Annotated in this window: 19 protein-coding genes; 7 read left to right on the top strand and 12 right to left on the bottom strand. The window is 70.0% G+C overall.

Annotated features, from left to right (window positions below):
- The 4 genes from ACFWGP_RS02140 to ACFWGP_RS02125 all read left to right on the top strand — a co-directional run bounded on the left by ACFWGP_RS02140 (position 1) and on the right by ACFWGP_RS02125 (position 3,428).
- Positions 1–528, top strand: coding sequence for a low molecular weight protein-tyrosine-phosphatase (locus ACFWGP_RS02140; RefSeq protein ID WP_231429307.1), 528 nt, complete (start codon positions 1–3; stop codon positions 526–528).
- Positions 525–1,907, top strand: coding sequence for an adenylosuccinate lyase (gene purB / locus ACFWGP_RS02135; RefSeq protein ID WP_275507009.1), 1,383 nt, complete (start codon positions 525–527; stop codon positions 1,905–1,907). The genes ACFWGP_RS02140 and purB overlap by 4 nt, the downstream gene beginning before the upstream one ends.
- A 150-nt stretch (positions 1,908–2,057) precedes the next feature.
- Positions 2,058–2,888, top strand: a complete 831-nt coding sequence (locus ACFWGP_RS02130) for a hypothetical protein (RefSeq protein ID WP_376930026.1) — start codon at positions 2,058–2,060, stop codon at positions 2,886–2,888.
- A gap of 33 nt (positions 2,889–2,921) precedes the next feature.
- A complete protein-coding gene (locus tag ACFWGP_RS02125) occupies positions 2,922–3,428 on the top strand; it encodes an Lrp/AsnC family transcriptional regulator (protein ID WP_231429305.1) in 507 nt (168 codons plus the stop codon).
- Here ACFWGP_RS02125 and ACFWGP_RS02120 read toward each other — a convergent pair whose 3' ends face one another.
- From ACFWGP_RS02120 to ACFWGP_RS02075, 10 genes are all read right to left on the bottom strand, one after another.
- Positions 3,429–3,902: an Lrp/AsnC family transcriptional regulator gene (locus ACFWGP_RS02120; protein ID WP_231429304.1), complete on the bottom strand. Its 474-nt coding sequence runs from the start codon at positions 3,900–3,902 to the stop codon at positions 3,429–3,431.
- A gap of 56 nt (positions 3,903–3,958) precedes the next feature.
- Entirely contained in the window at positions 3,959–4,684 is a 726-nt protein-coding gene (locus tag ACFWGP_RS02115; protein ID WP_231429303.1) for a 3-keto-5-aminohexanoate cleavage protein, read from the bottom strand.
- Positions 4,685–4,769: 85 nt separating this feature from the next.
- A complete protein-coding gene (locus ACFWGP_RS02110; RefSeq protein ID WP_275507007.1) occupies positions 4,770–5,456 on the bottom strand; it encodes an RraA family protein in 687 nt (228 codons plus the stop codon).
- Between the two features lie 14 nt (positions 5,457–5,470).
- On the bottom strand, positions 5,471–6,271 hold the full coding sequence (locus ACFWGP_RS02105) for a carbon-nitrogen hydrolase family protein (RefSeq protein WP_231429301.1): 801 nt from the start codon (positions 6,269–6,271) through the stop codon (positions 5,471–5,473).
- 35 nt (positions 6,272–6,306) lie between these two features.
- Positions 6,307–7,404 (bottom strand): ABC transporter ATP-binding protein, encoded by a 1,098-nt coding sequence (locus ACFWGP_RS02100; protein ID WP_231429300.1) that lies wholly within the window; start codon positions 7,402–7,404, stop codon positions 6,307–6,309.
- Positions 7,405–7,434: 30 nt separating this feature from the next.
- Positions 7,435–8,493, bottom strand: coding sequence for a PotD/PotF family extracellular solute-binding protein (locus tag ACFWGP_RS02095; RefSeq protein ID WP_231429299.1), 1,059 nt, complete (start codon positions 8,491–8,493; stop codon positions 7,435–7,437).
- A 41-nt stretch (positions 8,494–8,534) separates the two neighbouring features.
- Positions 8,535–9,323: an ABC transporter permease gene (locus tag ACFWGP_RS02090; protein WP_376930025.1), complete on the bottom strand. Its 789-nt coding sequence runs from the start codon at positions 9,321–9,323 to the stop codon at positions 8,535–8,537.
- The gene (locus ACFWGP_RS02085) at positions 9,320–10,204 is read right to left on the bottom strand and encodes an ABC transporter permease (protein WP_376930024.1); all 885 of its coding nucleotides are present in this window, start codon (positions 10,202–10,204) and stop codon (positions 9,320–9,322) included. The genes ACFWGP_RS02090 and ACFWGP_RS02085 overlap by 4 nt, the downstream gene beginning before the upstream one ends.
- Positions 10,205–10,434: 230 nt before the next feature.
- A complete protein-coding gene (locus tag ACFWGP_RS02080; RefSeq protein WP_376930023.1) occupies positions 10,435–10,716 on the bottom strand; it encodes a hypothetical protein in 282 nt (93 codons plus the stop codon).
- Entirely contained in the window at positions 10,713–11,306 is a 594-nt protein-coding gene (locus ACFWGP_RS02075; RefSeq protein ID WP_231429295.1) for a hypothetical protein, read from the bottom strand. The genes ACFWGP_RS02080 and ACFWGP_RS02075 overlap by 4 nt, the downstream gene beginning before the upstream one ends.
- Before the next feature lie 106 nt (positions 11,307–11,412).
- Here ACFWGP_RS02075 and ACFWGP_RS02070 point away from each other — a divergent pair, with 106 nt between their 5' ends.
- Entirely contained in the window at positions 11,413–11,892 is a 480-nt protein-coding gene (locus ACFWGP_RS02070; protein WP_231429294.1) for an ATP-binding protein, read from the top strand.
- Positions 11,893–11,956: 64 nt separating this feature from the next.
- Here the strand turns inward: ACFWGP_RS02070 and pntB are convergent, their stop codons facing one another.
- Both pntB and ACFWGP_RS02060 read right to left on the bottom strand, forming a co-directional pair.
- On the bottom strand, positions 11,957–13,378 hold the full coding sequence (pntB, locus tag ACFWGP_RS02065; RefSeq protein WP_275507003.1) for a Re/Si-specific NAD(P)(+) transhydrogenase subunit beta: 1,422 nt from the start codon (positions 13,376–13,378) through the stop codon (positions 11,957–11,959).
- Complete coding sequence (locus ACFWGP_RS02060) at positions 13,371–15,011, bottom strand: Re/Si-specific NAD(P)(+) transhydrogenase subunit alpha (RefSeq protein WP_376930022.1); 1,641 nt, start codon at positions 15,009–15,011, stop codon at positions 13,371–13,373. Before ACFWGP_RS02060 ends, pntB begins: the two co-directional genes overlap by 8 nt.
- Before the next feature lie 468 nt (positions 15,012–15,479).
- Here ACFWGP_RS02060 and ACFWGP_RS02055 point away from each other — a divergent pair, with 468 nt between their 5' ends.
- Together ACFWGP_RS02055 and ACFWGP_RS02050 are read left to right on the top strand one after the other, a co-directional pair.
- Complete coding sequence (locus ACFWGP_RS02055) at positions 15,480–15,746, top strand: nickel-binding protein (RefSeq protein WP_376930021.1); 267 nt, start codon at positions 15,480–15,482, stop codon at positions 15,744–15,746.
- A gap of 5 nt (positions 15,747–15,751) precedes the next feature.
- Positions 15,752–16,000 (top strand): hypothetical protein, encoded by a 249-nt coding sequence (locus ACFWGP_RS02050; RefSeq protein WP_376930020.1) that lies wholly within the window; start codon positions 15,752–15,754, stop codon positions 15,998–16,000.
- Positions 16,001–16,051 lie beyond the last annotated feature (51 nt).

Raw genomic sequence — 16,051 nt, 5'->3', positions numbered from 1 at the left:
ATGACGCGCGCGGAACCCGCGGGGGAGGCCGCGCAGCCCTTCCGGGTGTCCTTCGTGTGCACCGGCAACATCTGCCGCTCGCCGATGGCCGAGGTCGTGCTGCGCGCCCTCGCCGAACGTGCCGGACTGGCGTCGCGCATCGCGATCGAGTCGGCCGCCACGGGCGATTGGCACGTCGGCGAGCCGGCCGACCAGCGCACCGTCGACGCGCTCGCGCGCGCCGGCTACGACGGCACGCATCACCGTGCGCGGCAGTTCGACGCCGGCGACTTCCCCGACCTCGACCTCGTGGTCGCGTTCGATCGCGGGCAGGCGCGCATCCTGCGCAACTGGGCCGCCGGCCCCGTCGAGGAGCACAAGGTGCGCCTGCTGCTCGAGTTCGAGCCCTCGCTCAGCACGCTGCAGGACGTGCCCGACCCCTATTACTCCGACGATGCGATGTTCGATCGGGTACTTGAGATGATTGAACGGTCGACCACGGCGCTCTTCCGGCAACTCGCGCCGGCTCTCAGACAAGGAAACCGATGACTTCGCTGCCCCCCCAGCCGCTCAGCCCCCTCGACGGACGCTACCGCTCGGCGGTCGGCGAACTCGGCGAGCACCTCTCGGAGGCCGGCCTCAACCGGGCGCGTGTGCACGTCGAGATCGAGTGGCTCATCGCGCAGACCGACCGCGGCTTCTTCGGATCGTCGCCGCTCGGCGACCACCAGAAGGCGGCGCTGCGCCAGGTCGTCGCCGACTTCGGGCAGCCCGACATCGACGAGCTCGCGTCGCTCGAGGCGACGACGCGCCACGACGTGAAGGCCGTCGAGTACTACGTGCGCCGCCGGCTCTCCGACCTCGGGCTCGACGCGATCGCCGAGCTCACCCACTTCGCCTGCACCTCCGAGGACATCAACAACCTCTCCTACGCGATCACCGTGCGCGACGCGGTGCAGCAGGTCTGGCTGCCGAAGTACCGCGCGGTCATCGCCACCCTGCAGGCGCTGGCCGTCGAGCACCGGGATGCCTCGATGCTGAGCCGCACGCACGGCCAGCCGGCGACCCCCTCGACCATGGGCAAGGAGCTCGCAGTCTTCGTGCACCGCCTCTCGCGCATCGCCGCTCAGGTCGAGGCGACCGAGTACCTCGGCAAGTTCTCGGGTGCGACGGGCACGTTCTCGGCGCACGTCGTCGCCGCACCGGATGTCTCGTGGCCGACCGTCTCGCAGGAGTTCGTCGAGTCGCTCGGGCTCAGCTGGAACCCGCTCACGACGCAGATCGAGTCGCACGACTGGCAGGCCGAGCTCTACGGTCGGGTCTCGCACGCGAACCGCGTGCTGCACAACCTCGCGACCGACATCTGGACGTACATCTCGCTCGGCTACTTCCGGCAGATCCCGGCGGCCGGCGCGACGGGCTCGTCGACGATGCCGCACAAGGTCAACCCGATCCGCTTCGAGAACGCCGAGGCGAACCTCGAGCTCAGCTCGGCGGTGCTCGACTCGCTCGCCGCGACGCTCGTGACCTCGCGCCTGCAGCGCGACCTCACCGACTCGTCGGCCCAGCGCAACATCGGCGTCGGCTTCGGGCACTCGATGCTCGCGCTCGACAACATCCAGCGCGGGCTCGGCGAGATCGACCTCGACCGGGCGCTGCTGCTCGCGGACCTCGACGGCAACTGGGAGGTGCTCGGCGAGGCGATCCAGACGGTGATCCGCGCCGAGGTCGTGGCCGGCCGGTCGACGATCAGCGACCCCTACGCGCTGCTCAAGGAGCTCACGCGCGGCAAGCGGGTCGGCGCCTCGGACCTGGCGACCTTCGTCGAGTCGCTCGAGATCGGCGACGAGGCGAAGCAGCGCCTGCTCGCCCTGACGCCCGCATCGTACGTCGGCATCGCCGACGACCTCGTCGACCGGCTGCCGTAGGCGTTTCGCGACGCCTCCCGCTCGGCGGGCGAGCGCCTGGTGCAAGATCGCGCGACGCGCGCACATACTCGAAGATGAGTGCGCAAGGAGGCGGTGATGCGAACTGAGAGGGTGGGGGCCAGGCGGGCGCATCGGAGTCGCACCCTGGCGGTGGCGCTGGCATTCGCCGCGGCATCCACCACCTCGGGTTGCGCGACCGCGGAGGGTGCGACGGTCCGGACGGCCCCGGCGACCGCGGGGACGGCCGAGCCGATCGGGCTCGTCGGACTGTGGGACGTGTCCGACGCCGACGGAGAGCGGGAAGGCACCCGCCTCCGTCTCGGCGGCGGCGAACTCGAGCTTCTGCGCGAGTGCGGGACACTCGGCGGGTGGTGGCGTGCCGGCGAGCGTGCCGTCATCGCACACGTCGACTCCGCGAGCGGCGACTGCGTGACGAGCTCGTCCCACGAGGTCGGGTGGCTCGACGCCATGGCCGCCTACCGGGCCATCGACGACGGCTGGCAGCTGCTCGACGCCGACGGCGAGGTCGTCGCCTCGCTCACGGCCGCTCCCGTACCCGAAACGAACGACCCGCAGACGGGGTCCTTCGCCGCAGCGCCGGTCTCCGAGGAGACCGCCCACGTGCTCTTCGCCGACCCGCCGCCCCTGCCAGCGGCCCTCACGCCGGCCTCGAGCGGCGACCTGATCGGCCGGTGGGAGCCGGTCGGGATCTCCGCCCCGACCGAACCGCACGTGGTCTTCCTGGCCTCGGGCACCTGGGACGGGTCGGACGGCTGCAACAGCCTCCACGGCAGATGGATCTTCGAGGACGACGGCGACCTGCTGACGACCGCCGGCGGGTCGACCGACGCAGGGTGCGAGGGGTCCCTGGCGCCGTATTGGGTGATGGGAGCACGTCTCGCCGGATTCGACGGAGACGAACTCGTCCTCCTCGACGACGCGGGAGGCGAGTTCGGACGCCTCGTACGGGCCGACCCCTGACCGCTCGGCAGGTGCCTCCGGTACGCTGACCGGGTGGATGCCGCCCGTGAGTCGAGGGACCCCCTCCTCGACGATGTGGACCGCGAGATCATCGACCAGCTCCGGGTCGACGGCCGCCGGTCCTTCTCCGAGATCGGCCGTCGTATCGGCTTCTCGGAGCCGACGGTGCGCCAGCGGTACAACCGCCTCGTGTCGGTCGGGGTCATCTACGTCGCCGGCATGTACGACGAGACGAAGATCGGCGGCATCGCCGCCCACGTCGGCATCCGGGTGTCGGAGGTGCCGGTGGCGCGGGTCGCCGAGCAGCTCGCCGAGCACCCGCAGATCAAGTACGTCGCCTGCACCCTCGGCTACTACGACATCATCCTCGACGTGGTCGCCCCCGACGCGCAGGCCCTCGGCAAGATCGTGCTCCAGGACATCCGCCGCATCCGGGGCATCTCGGACCTCGAGACGCTCACCGTGCTCGAGGTCATGAAGGACACCTACCTCTGGCAGGGGTTCCGCGAACCGACGCCGCTGTCGCGCCTCGAGAACTGATCAGCGATTCGGGTCGCTGATGCTCTGCGCGGTGCCTCGCAGGCCGCCGCCGCTGTAGTCCTTCGCGAGGGAGGTCACGATGATCGGCTGGATCGCGGCCACCCCTGGGTGGCGACGGATCTCATCGAGCAGTGCGATGAGCTGCGGCTGGTCACGACAGGTCGCCTCGAGATAGAGATCGTGCGAACCGGCGACGAGCGCGACGTGGTTGATCTGGTTGATGCCGACGAGCCCGTCGGCCACTGATCGCGGCGTCAGGTTGCGGACGCTGAGCAGCAGCCGGACCACCTGGTGCCCGAGCAGCAGAGCGTTGCACAGGGCGACGATCATGACGACGTCGTCCTCCTGGAGCTTCGCCACGCGAGCACGCACCGTCGACTGCGAGACGCCGAGCTCCTCGGCGAGCGAGGCGAACGGACGTCGCCCGTCTCGGGCGAGCAGCTCGATGAGCCTGCGATCCAGGTCGTCAATCATTCGGCAGCGGTCTCCTCGGTTCGAGGGTATCGCCTCGCGCCGCGACGACGCCGGGGTCAGCCCCGCTCGAGCGCGCGCACCGCGGCGACGAGCTCGGCATTGCCCGCCGGCAGGCTCCCGTCGGGCAGGTGCACCCCGTCCTCGAATCCGATGCGGGTCTCGCAACGGTCTGCGATGGCAGCCTCGACGACCGGCCAGACCGTCGCGTCGTAGCCGTGGTACAGGATCGGCGCGGCCACGCCGGCCGCCCGGATGACGGCCGCGATCCTCCGGCACTCGGCGACGGCGTCATCGGCGTCCTCCGTCTCGGGCTCGATCAGGATCCGGACGTTGCGGTGCAGTGTCGGCGAGGCGAGGAGGGCCGGCACGTCCTCGATCGACCAGACCGCCGACTCGAGGACCATGCCGCGTTCGAGGACGAGCTCGGCCGCCTCGGCGGCACCCTCCTCGCAGAACGCGACGGAGGCGAAGTCCGGCAGTGCATCGCCGGGCCAGCCGGCGAGGTGCCGCATCCGCTCGGCGTGCGACTCGACGGTCCAGAGGCCGGTCGTCGTCCCGATCACGATCGCCGGGTCCGCCGCTCGCATGGCGCGCACCCACGCTCCGACCGCCTCGGGCTCGATCGTCTGCGCACCGTCCTCGGTGATCACGTGGGCGTGAACGACGTCGGCGCCGGCGGCGATCACGGCGCGACTCGCCTCCACGATCTGCTCGATGGTGCGGGGGACGGCCGGGTGCTCGGAGGTCGGTCGGCCCCCGTTGATCGCGGCTTTGAGGAGCATGGATGTGCCTTTCATGGGTGGATCCGGGCGCGTTCGATCGCAGCCGGACGAGCAGTCCGCCGGCTGTCGGTGATCGAGGCGGGTGCTATTGCGGGGTGGCGCTCTCGAGGAGGGCCGCGACGGTGTCGCTGGCGCCGGTCAGGCTGCCGAGCGGCGCTCCGCCGCGGAGCTCGTCGATGAGCGCCGGCTCCTCCGCGTCGTCTTCGAGCGCGAGGTCGACGAGGGCTTCGAGGCCCTCGAGCGGTACGACGAGGACTCCGTTCGCGTCGGCGAGGACGACGTCGCCGGGGTGCACGACCGCGCCACCGCACGTGACGGGCACGTTGACGCCGCCCGCGTCGATGCCTTGGAGCTTCGTCGTCAGCATGCTGGTGCCACGCGCGTGCACGGTGAGCCCGAGCTCCGCGATCTCGTCGACATCGGTGACGACCCCGTCGACGACGGCGCCGGCCGCGCCCCTCGCGACGAGCTGGGCGGCGACGACCTCGCCGAGGGGTGCGTGGCGCCGGTCCCCGCCGGTGTCGAGCACGAGCACCTGGCCCGGCTCGATGATCCCCGCCGCGTGGTGCAGCGCGGTCGAGTCCGTGGCCGTCGTGCGAACGGTGAACGCCGTGCCGATCACCCGGCCGCCTGCCTCGACCACCCGCCGGATCTCCGGGTCGGCGAAGCCCTCCTCGAGGTAGTGGCCGAGGGTCGGGAAGCTGAGCCGTTCGAGCTTCGCGCGGAGACTCGTCGGCAGTTGGGATGGGGCGTCCCCGGTGCGGAAGAACATGATCCTCTTTCCTGCTAGTTCACGTGGTAGGCGAGTGCGATGCGGCGGTTCTCGAGCGCCGGCAGCATGCGTCGCGCCGTCGCGGTGCGCTCGGGGTCGAGCTCGGCGACGACGATGCCCTCGTCGTGGGCGTTCAGTCCGGCGACGACCACACCGAGGGGGTCGATGATCCGGCTCAGCCCGGCCGAGTCGGGCCCGACGGTCGCCGAGGCGAGGAACCAGCTCACGTTCTCGATCGCGCGCGCCTGCGTGAGCACCGACCAGTGCTCCTCCTTGCCCTTGCCCGAGACCCATGCCGCCGAGAGCGCGATCGCGTCGACGCCGCGGTCGGAGAGGCTTCGGAACAGCTCCGGGAACCGGACGTCGTAGCAGTTCGCGAGGCCGACCCTGAGGCCGTCGACGTCGATGATCGGCGGCAGTCGGTCGCCGCGCGTCACGTAGGCGGACTCCCGGTACGCGAAGGCGTCGTACGTGTGCATCTTGTGGTACCTCGCGAGCTCCTCCCCGTCGGGGCCGAACGCGAGGATCGTGTTGAAGGGGCTGCCGTCGGGGTTCGGCTCGTAGCCGGCCGCGATGACGGTGAGCTCATGCTGGCGAGCCAGCTCGCGGATCAGCGCGACGAAACCCGGCCAGACCGCGGGCAGCAGGTCGGGGAAGTCCGGCTTGATCTCGTCGTCGGCGAGGAGCATCGCCTCCTCGGGGAACACGACGAGACGCGCGCCCTGCTCGGCGGCCTCGGCGGCGAAACGGCGGATGGTGGCGAAGTTCGCCTCGGGGTCGATGCCCGGTGACGTCTGGACGACGGCTACTCGCATGCGGGGCTCCTGGTTCGGTTCTGGCGGTGGTTCGGTCAGCGGACGACGATCCTGGCGTCCTGCGGGCGCCACGAGAGGCGGAGGGTGTCGCCGGTGGCGAGGCCCGGCAGGTCGCGCTCCTTGACGAGGCTCGACAGGGAGGCCTTGATGAGTCGGCCGCCCACGCTCAGGTGGAGATGCCACTCCTCGCCGAGGAAGGTGAGGGTCTCCACCGTGCCCTCGATGCCATCGCCGTCGCGGTGCACCTCGATCCGCTCGGGGCGGAGCAGCAGGGTTCCCGTGCGCTCGTGGGTGACCGTCTCGCCGAGCACTCCGCGCACCGCGCCGATGCCGTCGAGCGGCACCGTGACCACGTCACCTTCGACCCCCTCGGGAACGGTGACGTCGAGCAGGTTGCAGCTGCCGATGAAGCCGGCGACGAATCTCGTCTCGGGCTTGTTGTAGATGTCCTCGGGCCCGGCGACCTGCTGGACGACGCCCTCCGACATGACCGCGATGCGGTCCGACATGGTGAGGGCCTCCTCCTGGTCGTGCGTCACGTAGATGAACGTGATGCCGACCTCGCGCTGCATGCGCTTGAGCTCGTACTGCATCTCCTTGCGGAGCTGCTGGTCGAGCGCGCCGAGCGGCTCGTCGAGCAGCACGACCTTCGGACCGGAGACGACGGCGCGCGCCAACGCCACCCGCTGGCGCTGGCCGCCCGAGAGCTGGTCGGGCTTCCGGTCGCCGAGGTGTCCGAGCTTCACGAGCTCGAGCGCCTCCCGGGTGCGGCGGTTCGCCTCGCTCTTGGCGACGCGCCGCACCCGGAGCTCGAAGGCCACGTTCTCGAACACGGTCAGGTGGGGGAACAGCGCATAGCTCTGGAAGAGCATGTTGAGATCACGGTTGCGGGTCGGCACACCGGTCACGTCCTCGCCGCCGAGCAGCACACGTCCGGCGGACGGCGTCTCGAAGCCGGTGATCATCCGCATGAGCGTGGTCTTGCCGCACCCGGAGGGACCGAGGATCGAGAAGAACTCGTTCTCCCGGATCTCCAGGTCGAGCGGGTGCACCGCGAGATGGCCGGCGAACTCCTTCGAGAGCCCCTGGATCTCGACCGCGGAGGCGGCGGTCGACGTGGTCTGCGTGTTCATGATCCCAATCGCTGTTCGCTGGTGGCCGGCCTAGGAGGCCTTCACCCGGGTCCAACCGTCCTGGTAGTACTTCATCGCCTCACCCGGGTCGACGATGAAGTCGGCGTTCGCGACCTCCTCATCGGTCGCGTACACGGCGGAGTTGCTCAGCACACCCTGGTCGGTGACGTGCTCCTGGGCGGCCGCGTTCGCACTCGCCAGCCCGCCGTCGTTCGTCGCCATCGCGGCGATCTCGGGGCGGAGCAGGAAGTTGATGAACTCGTACGCGGCATCCTGGTGGGGCGCGCCCTTCGCGATGGAGAGACCGTCGACCCAGAGGCTGCCGCCCTCCTCGGGCAGCACGTAGTGCACGTCGGGGTTCTGCTCGATGATCTTCGCGGTGCTCGTGCCGCCCCACGCCTCGGAGATGCAGACGTCGCCGCTCGCGACCAGGTCGCCGTAGTTCGTCGAGTTGTAGCCCGAGAGGATCGGCTTCTGCTCGATGAGCGACTCGGTCGCCGCGTTGATCTCGTCCTCGTCGGTGCTGTCGGCGTCGTACCCGTTGACCTGCAGGCCGGCGATGTAGGCGGCGAGCATGTTGTCGAGCATGTTCACCTTGCCCTTCCACTTCGGGTCGAAGAGCGACTCCCAGCTCGTGATCTCCTCGCCGCCCGTGCAGGCGGAGTTGTACAGGAGGCCGGTCGTGCCCCACACCCACGGCACGGAGTGCTCGAGCCCGGGGTCGTAGCTCGGGTCGGCGAACTTCGGTGCGAGGTTCTCGATGCCCTCGATCTTCGACTTGTCGAGGGTCTCGATCAGGTCCTGGCCGACGAGCTGCTGCACCGCGTACTGGCTGGGCTCGACGATGTCGTAGCCCGAGTTGCCCGCTGCGAGCTTCGAGATCATCGTCTCGTTGCTGTCGAAGTTGTCGACGTTGACCTTGATGCCGGTCTCCTCGGTGAAGGCGTCGAAGACCGACTGGGGGATCTCGTCGGCCCACGCGTAGACGTTGAGCTCCGTCGACGCGCCGTCGCCGGATCCGCCGGTGCTGCACGAAGTGAGTGCCAGTACGGCGACGATGCCGACGGCTGCTGTGGTCAGCTTCTTCATTGCGGGGTTCCTTTCGGTGGGGGGATGTTGCAGTTCGGGGGCTAGCCGCGCGACTCGACGAGGATGCGTCGCATCTGCGTGACGCCGACGAGGAGCACGATCACGAGCGTGAGCAGGATGAGCAGTGCTCCGAGGGCGTTGATCGTGGGGGTGAGTCCGGTCTTGAGGCTCGAGTAGATCTTGAGCGGGAGCGTCGTCGACCCGACGCCGCTGAGGAACGTGGACATCACGATGTTGCTGAACGACGTCGTGAAGCTCAGCAGCCATGCGGCGACCACGGCGGGGCGCAGCAGCGGGAAGTACACGCGGGTGAACGTCTGCCACGGCGTGCAGCCGAGGTCGGTCGCCGCTTCGGGGAGGCTCGGGTCGAGCATCACCGCCGAGCTCATGAGCACGAGCGTCGCGAGCGGGAGCGACACGATGAGGTGGCCGAGCACGAGCGTGCCGATGCCGAGGGGGATCCTCGTCGTGCTGAACACGCTCAGCAGCGCGACGCCGAGCACGATCTCGGGCACGATCAGCGGGAGCGCGATGAGCGCGAGGAGACTGGCACGTCCGCGCCCGCGGTACCGGGCGATTCCGAGCGCGAACATGATGCCGATGATCGTGGCGACGGTCGCGGTGATGACCGCGACGATCGCGCTCGTCTGCAGGGTCTGCATGAGCGCGGCGTCCTGGAACAGCTCGACGTACCACTGCAGGGTGAGCCCCTCGAAGCGGGTGTTCGTGCCCGCCGCGTTGAACGAGTACACGATCACCGCGACGATCGGGAGGTAGAGGAAGACGAAGACGCCCCGGGCGATGCCGTTCACGACGCGATCCACGGTCACGCTCCCTTCTTGGCGGACGAGCGCTTCAGCCCGAGGCCGACGAGCACCATCGAGATGAGCATCAGCAGCAGGAGCACCATCGACGCCGCTGCGCCCATCGGCTGGTTGCGGAACTCCGTGTAGAGCGTGACGATGAGGTTGCCGACGAGCGGGTCCTTGCCACCGCCGAGCAGCACCGGGATGACGAAGACGCCCATGGTCGGGATGAACGTGAGCAGTGCGGCGCCCAGGATGCCCGGGCCCGTGAGCGGCAGGATCACCCGGCGGTGCACCCCCCACCACCCGCAGCCCAGGTCGGTGGCGGCCTCCTTCAGCGACGGGTCGATCGACCGCATCGACGCGTAGATCGGGAAGATCGCCGTCGGGAGGAACGAGTAGAGCAGGCCGAGCACCACGGCGACGTTGCTCGGGATGAGCGAGAAGCCGGCGACGCCGAAGATCCCCAGCACGCCGGCGATCGGGCCGCCCGATCCGAGGATCGTGATCCACGCGAACGTGCGCACCAGGAAGTCGGTCCAGAACGGGATGATGACGAGCAGCAGCAGGAACCCCTGCCGGTTCGGCGGTCGCGACACGATGTAGTACGACGTGATGTACCCGACGACGAGGCAGACGACGGTGTTCAGGACGCCGAGCCCGAGCGAGTAGAAGAGGGTCTTCGAGTAGACCGGGTCGAGCAGCTTCGCATAGTTGTCGAAGGTGAGCCCGTCGGTGATCCCGCCGTAGTTGTCGGCGACGGCGAAGCTGTTCCGCGCGACGATGAACAGGGGCAGGATGCCGAGCAGCACGACCGAGGCGATGCCCGGAACGAGCAGCAGGAGTGACCCGCGCTTCGGCCGCTCCTTGCGACCCAGCTGGATCGCCCGTGTCGTCGATGTCACTTCGCTCCTTCGCAGATCACCGCCCGGATGGGTGGAATCCCCATCCTGTTATGCGGGGCTGATGATCCGCCCGGGTTCGCGTCGCGGAATCCGTGGAAGTCGGCACCAATCCCGACGGAGTCCGCGTCGGCCGGCGATCGGGCGGTCTCACGAGCAGGCGGAATCGGGCGTGCGGCGGCCGTGAAACCGGTCGCGCGCTCCACCCGATCGGTGCGCGGAGTGCCGCTGTACTAGTGCGTCCGCCCCGTCGGTCCGCCGTCGGCGGGGTCGTCGCCGCCGAGCTCTGCCTGCTCGTCGGCGTTCGGCTTGATCGCCATCTGTAGCAGCGCGAGCACGACGAGCACGACGATGAACGCGCCGCCCGCTCCGATGAGCGCGATGGTCCAGTCGCGGGTCGTGAGGAGGGCGATGACGCCGACGAAGATCGCGGCGATCGCGGCGCCGGCGACGTACTCGGCCGGGCGCAGGCGATCGCGCCGACTCGGTTCGAACTGCCCGGGCGTCTGGCTCACGACTGCGGCTCCGTTCCTGCCGCGGGTGCCCCGTCGGCGGTCTGGTTCGCGGCCCACTTCAACGAGAGGCCGCCGATCACGAGGAAGACGCCCACGATCACGAGGTAGCCGCCGAGCAGGCCCACCGCGGTGACGGCGTCGGGCGGAAGGAGCAGGAACACGAGCGCGAGCAGTGCCGTGAACGCTCCGACCGCGATCCAGTCGCGCGCGACCGCCGAGCGACCGCGCGAGCGCAGCCCCGCGTAGAGCTCGACGAAGCCGGTGACGGCCGCCCACACGCTCACGAGGTAGAGCAGGAAGGGCAGCCCGCCCGGCACCGCGAGCGCGAGCAGGCCGGCGGCGACGGTGACGACGGCGGTGATGGCGAACAGCGAGCGGATGCCTCGGCCGCCGAGCAGGCGCAGGCTCAGCGCCCCGACGACGAGACCGGAGACGACCGCCCACACCCCGAAGACGACGAGGCCGAGGTCGGCCGAGTGGTCCTGCGAGAAGGTGATGACGGCGGCGGGAACGATCGCGAGAAGTCCGCGCACGACCGGGACGACCCAGTAGTGGGGGCGCTCCGGAACTGCATCGCGGGCGGTGGCCACGGCGACCTCTTTCACATCGGAGGGGAGTACCGATCCATCCTACGTGGGCGCGGCTGAGCGCGTGCCCGGGGCGATCGCAGACACGGCCGCCCAATAGGCTTGACGCATGAGCCGGGTCCTCTTCATGTGCGGCCCGGCGGGCTCCGGCAAGTCCACGATCGCCCGGCGGTTCGAGTCCGAAGGCATGGTCCGACTCTCGTTCGACGTCGAGGCATGGCGACGAGGCATCCGCAGCATGCCGCTCGCGCCCGACGTGCACGCCGAGATCGAGTCCGAACTGCAGTCCCGACTTCAGCGCGCGATCGAGCAGGGACGTGACGTCGTGCTCGACTTCTCGTTCTGGTCGCGTCAGGACCGCGATCGGTACCGGGCGCTCGTGCGAAGCGAGGGAATCGAGCCGGAGACCGTGTACGTGGCGGCACCTCGCGACGTCGTCGTGCGACGCGTGCTGGCGCGCGGTGCAGAGCACGCCGACGATTTCCCGCTCGACGAGGCGCTGGCCGGCGCGTATTTCGACGCTTTCGAGCCGCCGACCGCCGATGAGGGACCGCTCACGGTCGTCAGCCCGGACGACGACCGGCGGTGAACCCGGCCTGAGACGAAGGATGCCCCGCGCCGACGTGCGGCACGGGGCATCCGTTCGCTCACGCCTACAGCGCCCGCAGGATGTCCTCCACGCGCTGCTTCGCGTCACCGAACAGCATCTGCGCGTTGTCGCGGTAGAACAGCGGGTTGGCGACGCCGGCGTAGCCGGCCGACATCGAGCGCTTGAACACGACGACGTTCTTCGCCTCCCACACCCGCAGCACCGGCATGCCCGCGATCGGGCTGCCCGGGTCTTCGGCGGCGGCAGGGTTGACCGTGTCGTTGGCGCCGATGACGAGCACGACATCGGTCGCCGCGAGGTCGTCGTTGATCTCGTCCATCTCCTCGACGATGTCGTACGGCACCTTCGCCTCGGCGAGCAGCACGTTCATGTGCCCGGGCAGGCGACCGGCGACCGGGTGGATCCCGAACCGCACCTCGACGCCACGCTCGCGCAGCCGGCTCGTGAGCTCGGCCACGGGGTACTGCGCCTGGGCGACGGCCATGCCGTAGCCGGGGGTGATGATGACGGTCGAGGCGTCGCTCAGCAGTGCGGCGACGGCCTCGGCGTCGACCTCGTGCGTCTCGCCCTCGACCTCGCCGCTCGACGACGGCGCGGCGATGCCGAAGCCGCCCGCGATGACGGAGATGAACGACCGGTTCATCGCCTTGCACATGATGTACGAGAGGTAGGCACCCGACGAGCCGACGAGCGCACCGGTGACGATGAGCAGGTCGTTGTTGAGCAGGAAGCCCGCAGCGGCCGCCGCCCAGCCCGAGTAGCTGTTCAGCATCGAGATGACGACCGGCATGTCGCCGCCGCCGATCGAGGCGACGAGGTGCCAGCCGAGCGCGAGCGCGAGCAGCGTCACGACGACGAGCAGCCACAGCTCGGGCGTGACGACGTACCAGACGGTGAGCACGACGAAGGCGACGAGTGCGCCGAGGTTGAGCGCGTTCTTGCCGGGCAGCATGAGCGGCGCCGACTTCATGCGGGCCGAGAGCTTGAGGAACGCGACGATCGACCCGGTGAACGTGACGGCGCCGATGAAGACGCCGATGAAGACCTCGGCGTGGTGGATGTCGAGGAGCGCGCCGGTCATGCCGGTTTCATCGAGCGCCCCGTTCCAGCCGACGAGCACGGCTGCGAGGCCGACGAAGCTGTGCAGCAGGGCGATGAGCTCGGGCATGCCCGTCATCGCGACCACGCGGGCTCGCCACAGGCCGATCGCCGCGCCGACGATCACCGCGACGACGAGCAGGATGAGCCCGGTCGTCACCGCGGGTGTTCCCCACGCTCCCGCGAACGTCACCCATACGGTCGCGACGAGCGCGATCGCCATGCCGGCGATGCCGTAGCCGACCCCGGCTCGGGAGGTCTCGTGCCGGCTGAGCCCCGCGAGGCTCATGATGAACAGCAGCGCCGCGACGATGTAGGCGGCTCCGGCGATCGACGCCGGGGTCAGCAGGGTCGTGGTCTCAGGCACGGTCGGCTCCAGTCTCGGCCTTGGCGGCGGCGCGGGCGGCGGCACGGGCCGTCGGCGCAGCGGAAGGCGCGGTCGGCGCGGCGGCGGGCGCGGCACCCTTCGCGAACATCGCCAGCATGCGTCGGGTCACGGCGAATCCGCCGAAGATGTTGATGCTCGCGAGCAGCACGGCGACCGCCGCGAGGATCTGCACGACGGGCTGGTCGCTCGTGATCTGCACCATCGCGCCGACGACGATGATGCCCGAGATGGCGTTCGTCACGCTCATGAGCGGCGTGTGCAGCGCGTGCGCCACCTTGCCGATGACGTAGAAGCCGACGACGATCGCGAGCACGAGCACCGTGAAGTGCTGCGGCAGCGGCGGGGGAGCGACCGCGTTGACGAGGAAGAGCGCGGCGACGCCGACCGCGATGAGCGCGACCTTCCTGCCGGCCGACATGGGCTGCTTCTGCGTCGCGGATGCCTCGGCCGAGGCATCCGGCTTCGGCGATGCCGCGGCGGGCGCGGCCGAGACCTGCACGGGCGGCGGCGGCCAGGTGACCGCGCCGTCCTTCGCGACCGTCACCGAGCGCTGCACGATGTCGTCGAAGTCGAGCGACGGCTCGCCGTCCTTGCCCGGGGTGATGAGCTTCATCAGGTTGACGACGTTGGTGCCGTAGAGCTGCGAGGCCTGCGTGGGCAGGCGCGATGCGAGGTCGGTGTAGCCGAGGATGACGACGCCGTTCGGCGTGACGATGCGCTCGCCCGCCACCGAGCCCTCGACGTTGCCGCCCATGCCGGCCGCCATGTCGACGATGACGCTGCCCGACTTCATGCTCGCGACGTCGGCCGCGGTGATGAGCCGCGGGGCCGCGCGTCCGGGGATGAGCGCCGTCGTGATGACGATGTCGACATCGGCCGCCTGCTCGGAGTAGATCTCCGCGGCGCGGCGGTCGTAGGCCTCGCTCGTCGCCTTGGCGTAGCCGTCGGTCGACTGCTCGACCTCGACCTCGACCTTGAGGTACTCGCCGCCGATCGACCTGACCTGGTCGGCGACCTCGGGGCGCGGGTCGGTCGCGCGCACGATGGCGCCGAGGCTGGAGGCGGCCCCGATCGCCGCGAGCCCCGCGACGCCGGCACCCGCGACGAGCACCTTCGCCGGCGGAACCTTGCCGGCGGCGGTGACCTGCCCCGTGAAGAATCGGCCGAACTCGTGCGCGGCCTCGACGACGGCGCGATAGCCGGCGATGTTCGCCATCGAGCTCAGCACGTCCATCGACTGGGCGCGCGAGATGCGCGGCACCGCGTCCATGGCGAGCGCGGTGACGCCGCGTCCGGCCAGCGCCTCGAGGAGTTCGGGCTTGAACGCCGGGGCCAGCAGGCCGACGACCGTCGCACCGGGCTGCAGGCCGGCGATCTCGGCCTCCGTCGGCGCGTTGACCTTGAGCACGACGCCGGCGGCGAGCGCCTCGGCGGTGCCGACGATCGTCGCACCGGCGTCGACGTAGGCCTCGTCGGGGAACGCGGAGGCGGCGCCCGCACCGGCCTCGACGATCACCTCGTAGCCGAGCGAGATCAACTGCTTCACGGTCGCCGGCGTCGCGGCGACCCTGGTCTCGGGCGGTTGCTCGGTGACGACCCCGATGCGCGTCATGCGGTGCTCCTTCTCGTCTGCCTCGTCGAGACGGTCGCCGGGTGCGACCGCCTCAGCGTGCGTCACCGTCGACGCGGGACGGGAGGACCCCGCTGCGGCGACGGTGCTGCATGCCGAGCACCCACTGTATGGTCACAGAACTTCCTTGATGTGAAAGTTACGTTCCGTTATGCGGAATCGTTGCGTGCCTGTGACCGTCGCAGCGAGGCTCGGCATCAGCGTAGACGCGCGAACGGCGGTGACGAAGGTTTTCCGCCCGATTCGCCTCGAAGGATCTGCACTTCTTTCACCGGACGGAAGTTCGACCCCGCTACTCGACCGCGTCGTCGGCGCGCTCGCGCACGGGACTCGTCGCGGGGAGTGCACCTCGGCCGAACATGGGGAGGTTCTCCCGATGCCCCGCAACGCCCGACGACCGGACCATTGTTTCATCCGGCAGCCGCCGGACGCACTCGAAGGAACGGAACCATGAAGACATTCATCATCGAACGCGAAGTGCCCGGCGCGGCTCGCCTGAGCCACGCCGAACTCGCAGAGATCTCGACGGTCTCGAACGCCGCCGTCGACTCGCTCGGCGTCGAGTACGACTGGGTCACCACCTACGTCGCCGGCGACAAGCTGTACGACGACGCCGAGACGGTGCGGGAGCACGCCCGGCGGGGCGGGTTCCCCGCGAACCTCGTCTCGGAGGTCGTCGCCGAGTTCGGCCCGCACACGGCCGCCGAGATGGCGTGATGGCCATGGACACCGCAACGACCGTGGTGTTCGCGTCGAGCGCCGCGGCGGCCGAGCACGTCGACGCGTTGAGGGGCCGCTTGACGGCGCACGTCGCACATGCGTTCGCCGTCGTCGGCGCGTTCGCCCGGCGACGCCGACGACGCGACCCGCTCAGCCATGAGACGGTTGCGCTCGCCCTCGAGAACCGACGGATCGCCGCCCGGCTTCGCGCGGACTCGCAGCGCGGCGCCGTCGGCGGCCGGCTGCTCTGAGCGAGTCGGCTCCCCAGCCGCCGGCATGCTCGAAACCGCCCACCCGAACCG

Origin of the sequence: Agromyces sp. NPDC127015, assembly GCF_042725165.1 — a bacterium.
Lineage (GTDB): Bacteria > Actinomycetota > Actinomycetes > Actinomycetales > Microbacteriaceae > Agromyces > Agromyces chromiiresistens.
This window is presented reverse-complemented; position numbering and strand designations above follow the sequence as displayed.

Coding starts and splice junctions, on each gene's coding strand:
- ACFWGP_RS02140 (WP_231429307.1), top strand. CDS start 1: ATGACGCGCGCGGAACCCGCGGGGGAGGCCGCGCAGCCCTTCCGGGTG.
- purB (WP_275507009.1), top strand. CDS start 525: ATGACTTCGCTGCCCCCCCAGCCGCTCAGCCCCCTCGACGGACGCTAC.
- ACFWGP_RS02120 (WP_231429304.1), bottom strand. CDS start 3,902: ATGATTGACGACCTGGATCGCAGGCTCATCGAGCTGCTCGCCCGAGAC.
- ACFWGP_RS02115 (WP_231429303.1), bottom strand. CDS start 4,684: ATGCTCCTCAAAGCCGCGATCAACGGGGGCCGACCGACCTCCGAGCAC.
- ACFWGP_RS02110 (WP_275507007.1), bottom strand. CDS start 5,456: ATGTTCTTCCGCACCGGGGACGCCCCATCCCAACTGCCGACGAGTCTC.
- ACFWGP_RS02105 (WP_231429301.1), bottom strand. CDS start 6,271: ATGCGAGTAGCCGTCGTCCAGACGTCACCGGGCATCGACCCCGAGGCG.
- ACFWGP_RS02100 (WP_231429300.1), bottom strand. CDS start 7,404: ATGAACACGCAGACCACGTCGACCGCCGCCTCCGCGGTCGAGATCCAG.
- ACFWGP_RS02095 (WP_231429299.1), bottom strand. CDS start 8,493: ATGAAGAAGCTGACCACAGCAGCCGTCGGCATCGTCGCCGTACTGGCA.
- ACFWGP_RS02070 (WP_231429294.1), top strand. CDS start 11,413: ATGAGCCGGGTCCTCTTCATGTGCGGCCCGGCGGGCTCCGGCAAGTCC.
- ACFWGP_RS02060 (WP_376930022.1), bottom strand. CDS start 15,011: ATGACGCGCATCGGGGTCGTCACCGAGCAACCGCCCGAGACCAGGGTC.
- ACFWGP_RS02055 (WP_376930021.1), top strand. CDS start 15,480: ATGAAGACATTCATCATCGAACGCGAAGTGCCCGGCGCGGCTCGCCTG.
- ACFWGP_RS02050 (WP_376930020.1), top strand. CDS start 15,752: ATGGACACCGCAACGACCGTGGTGTTCGCGTCGAGCGCCGCGGCGGCC.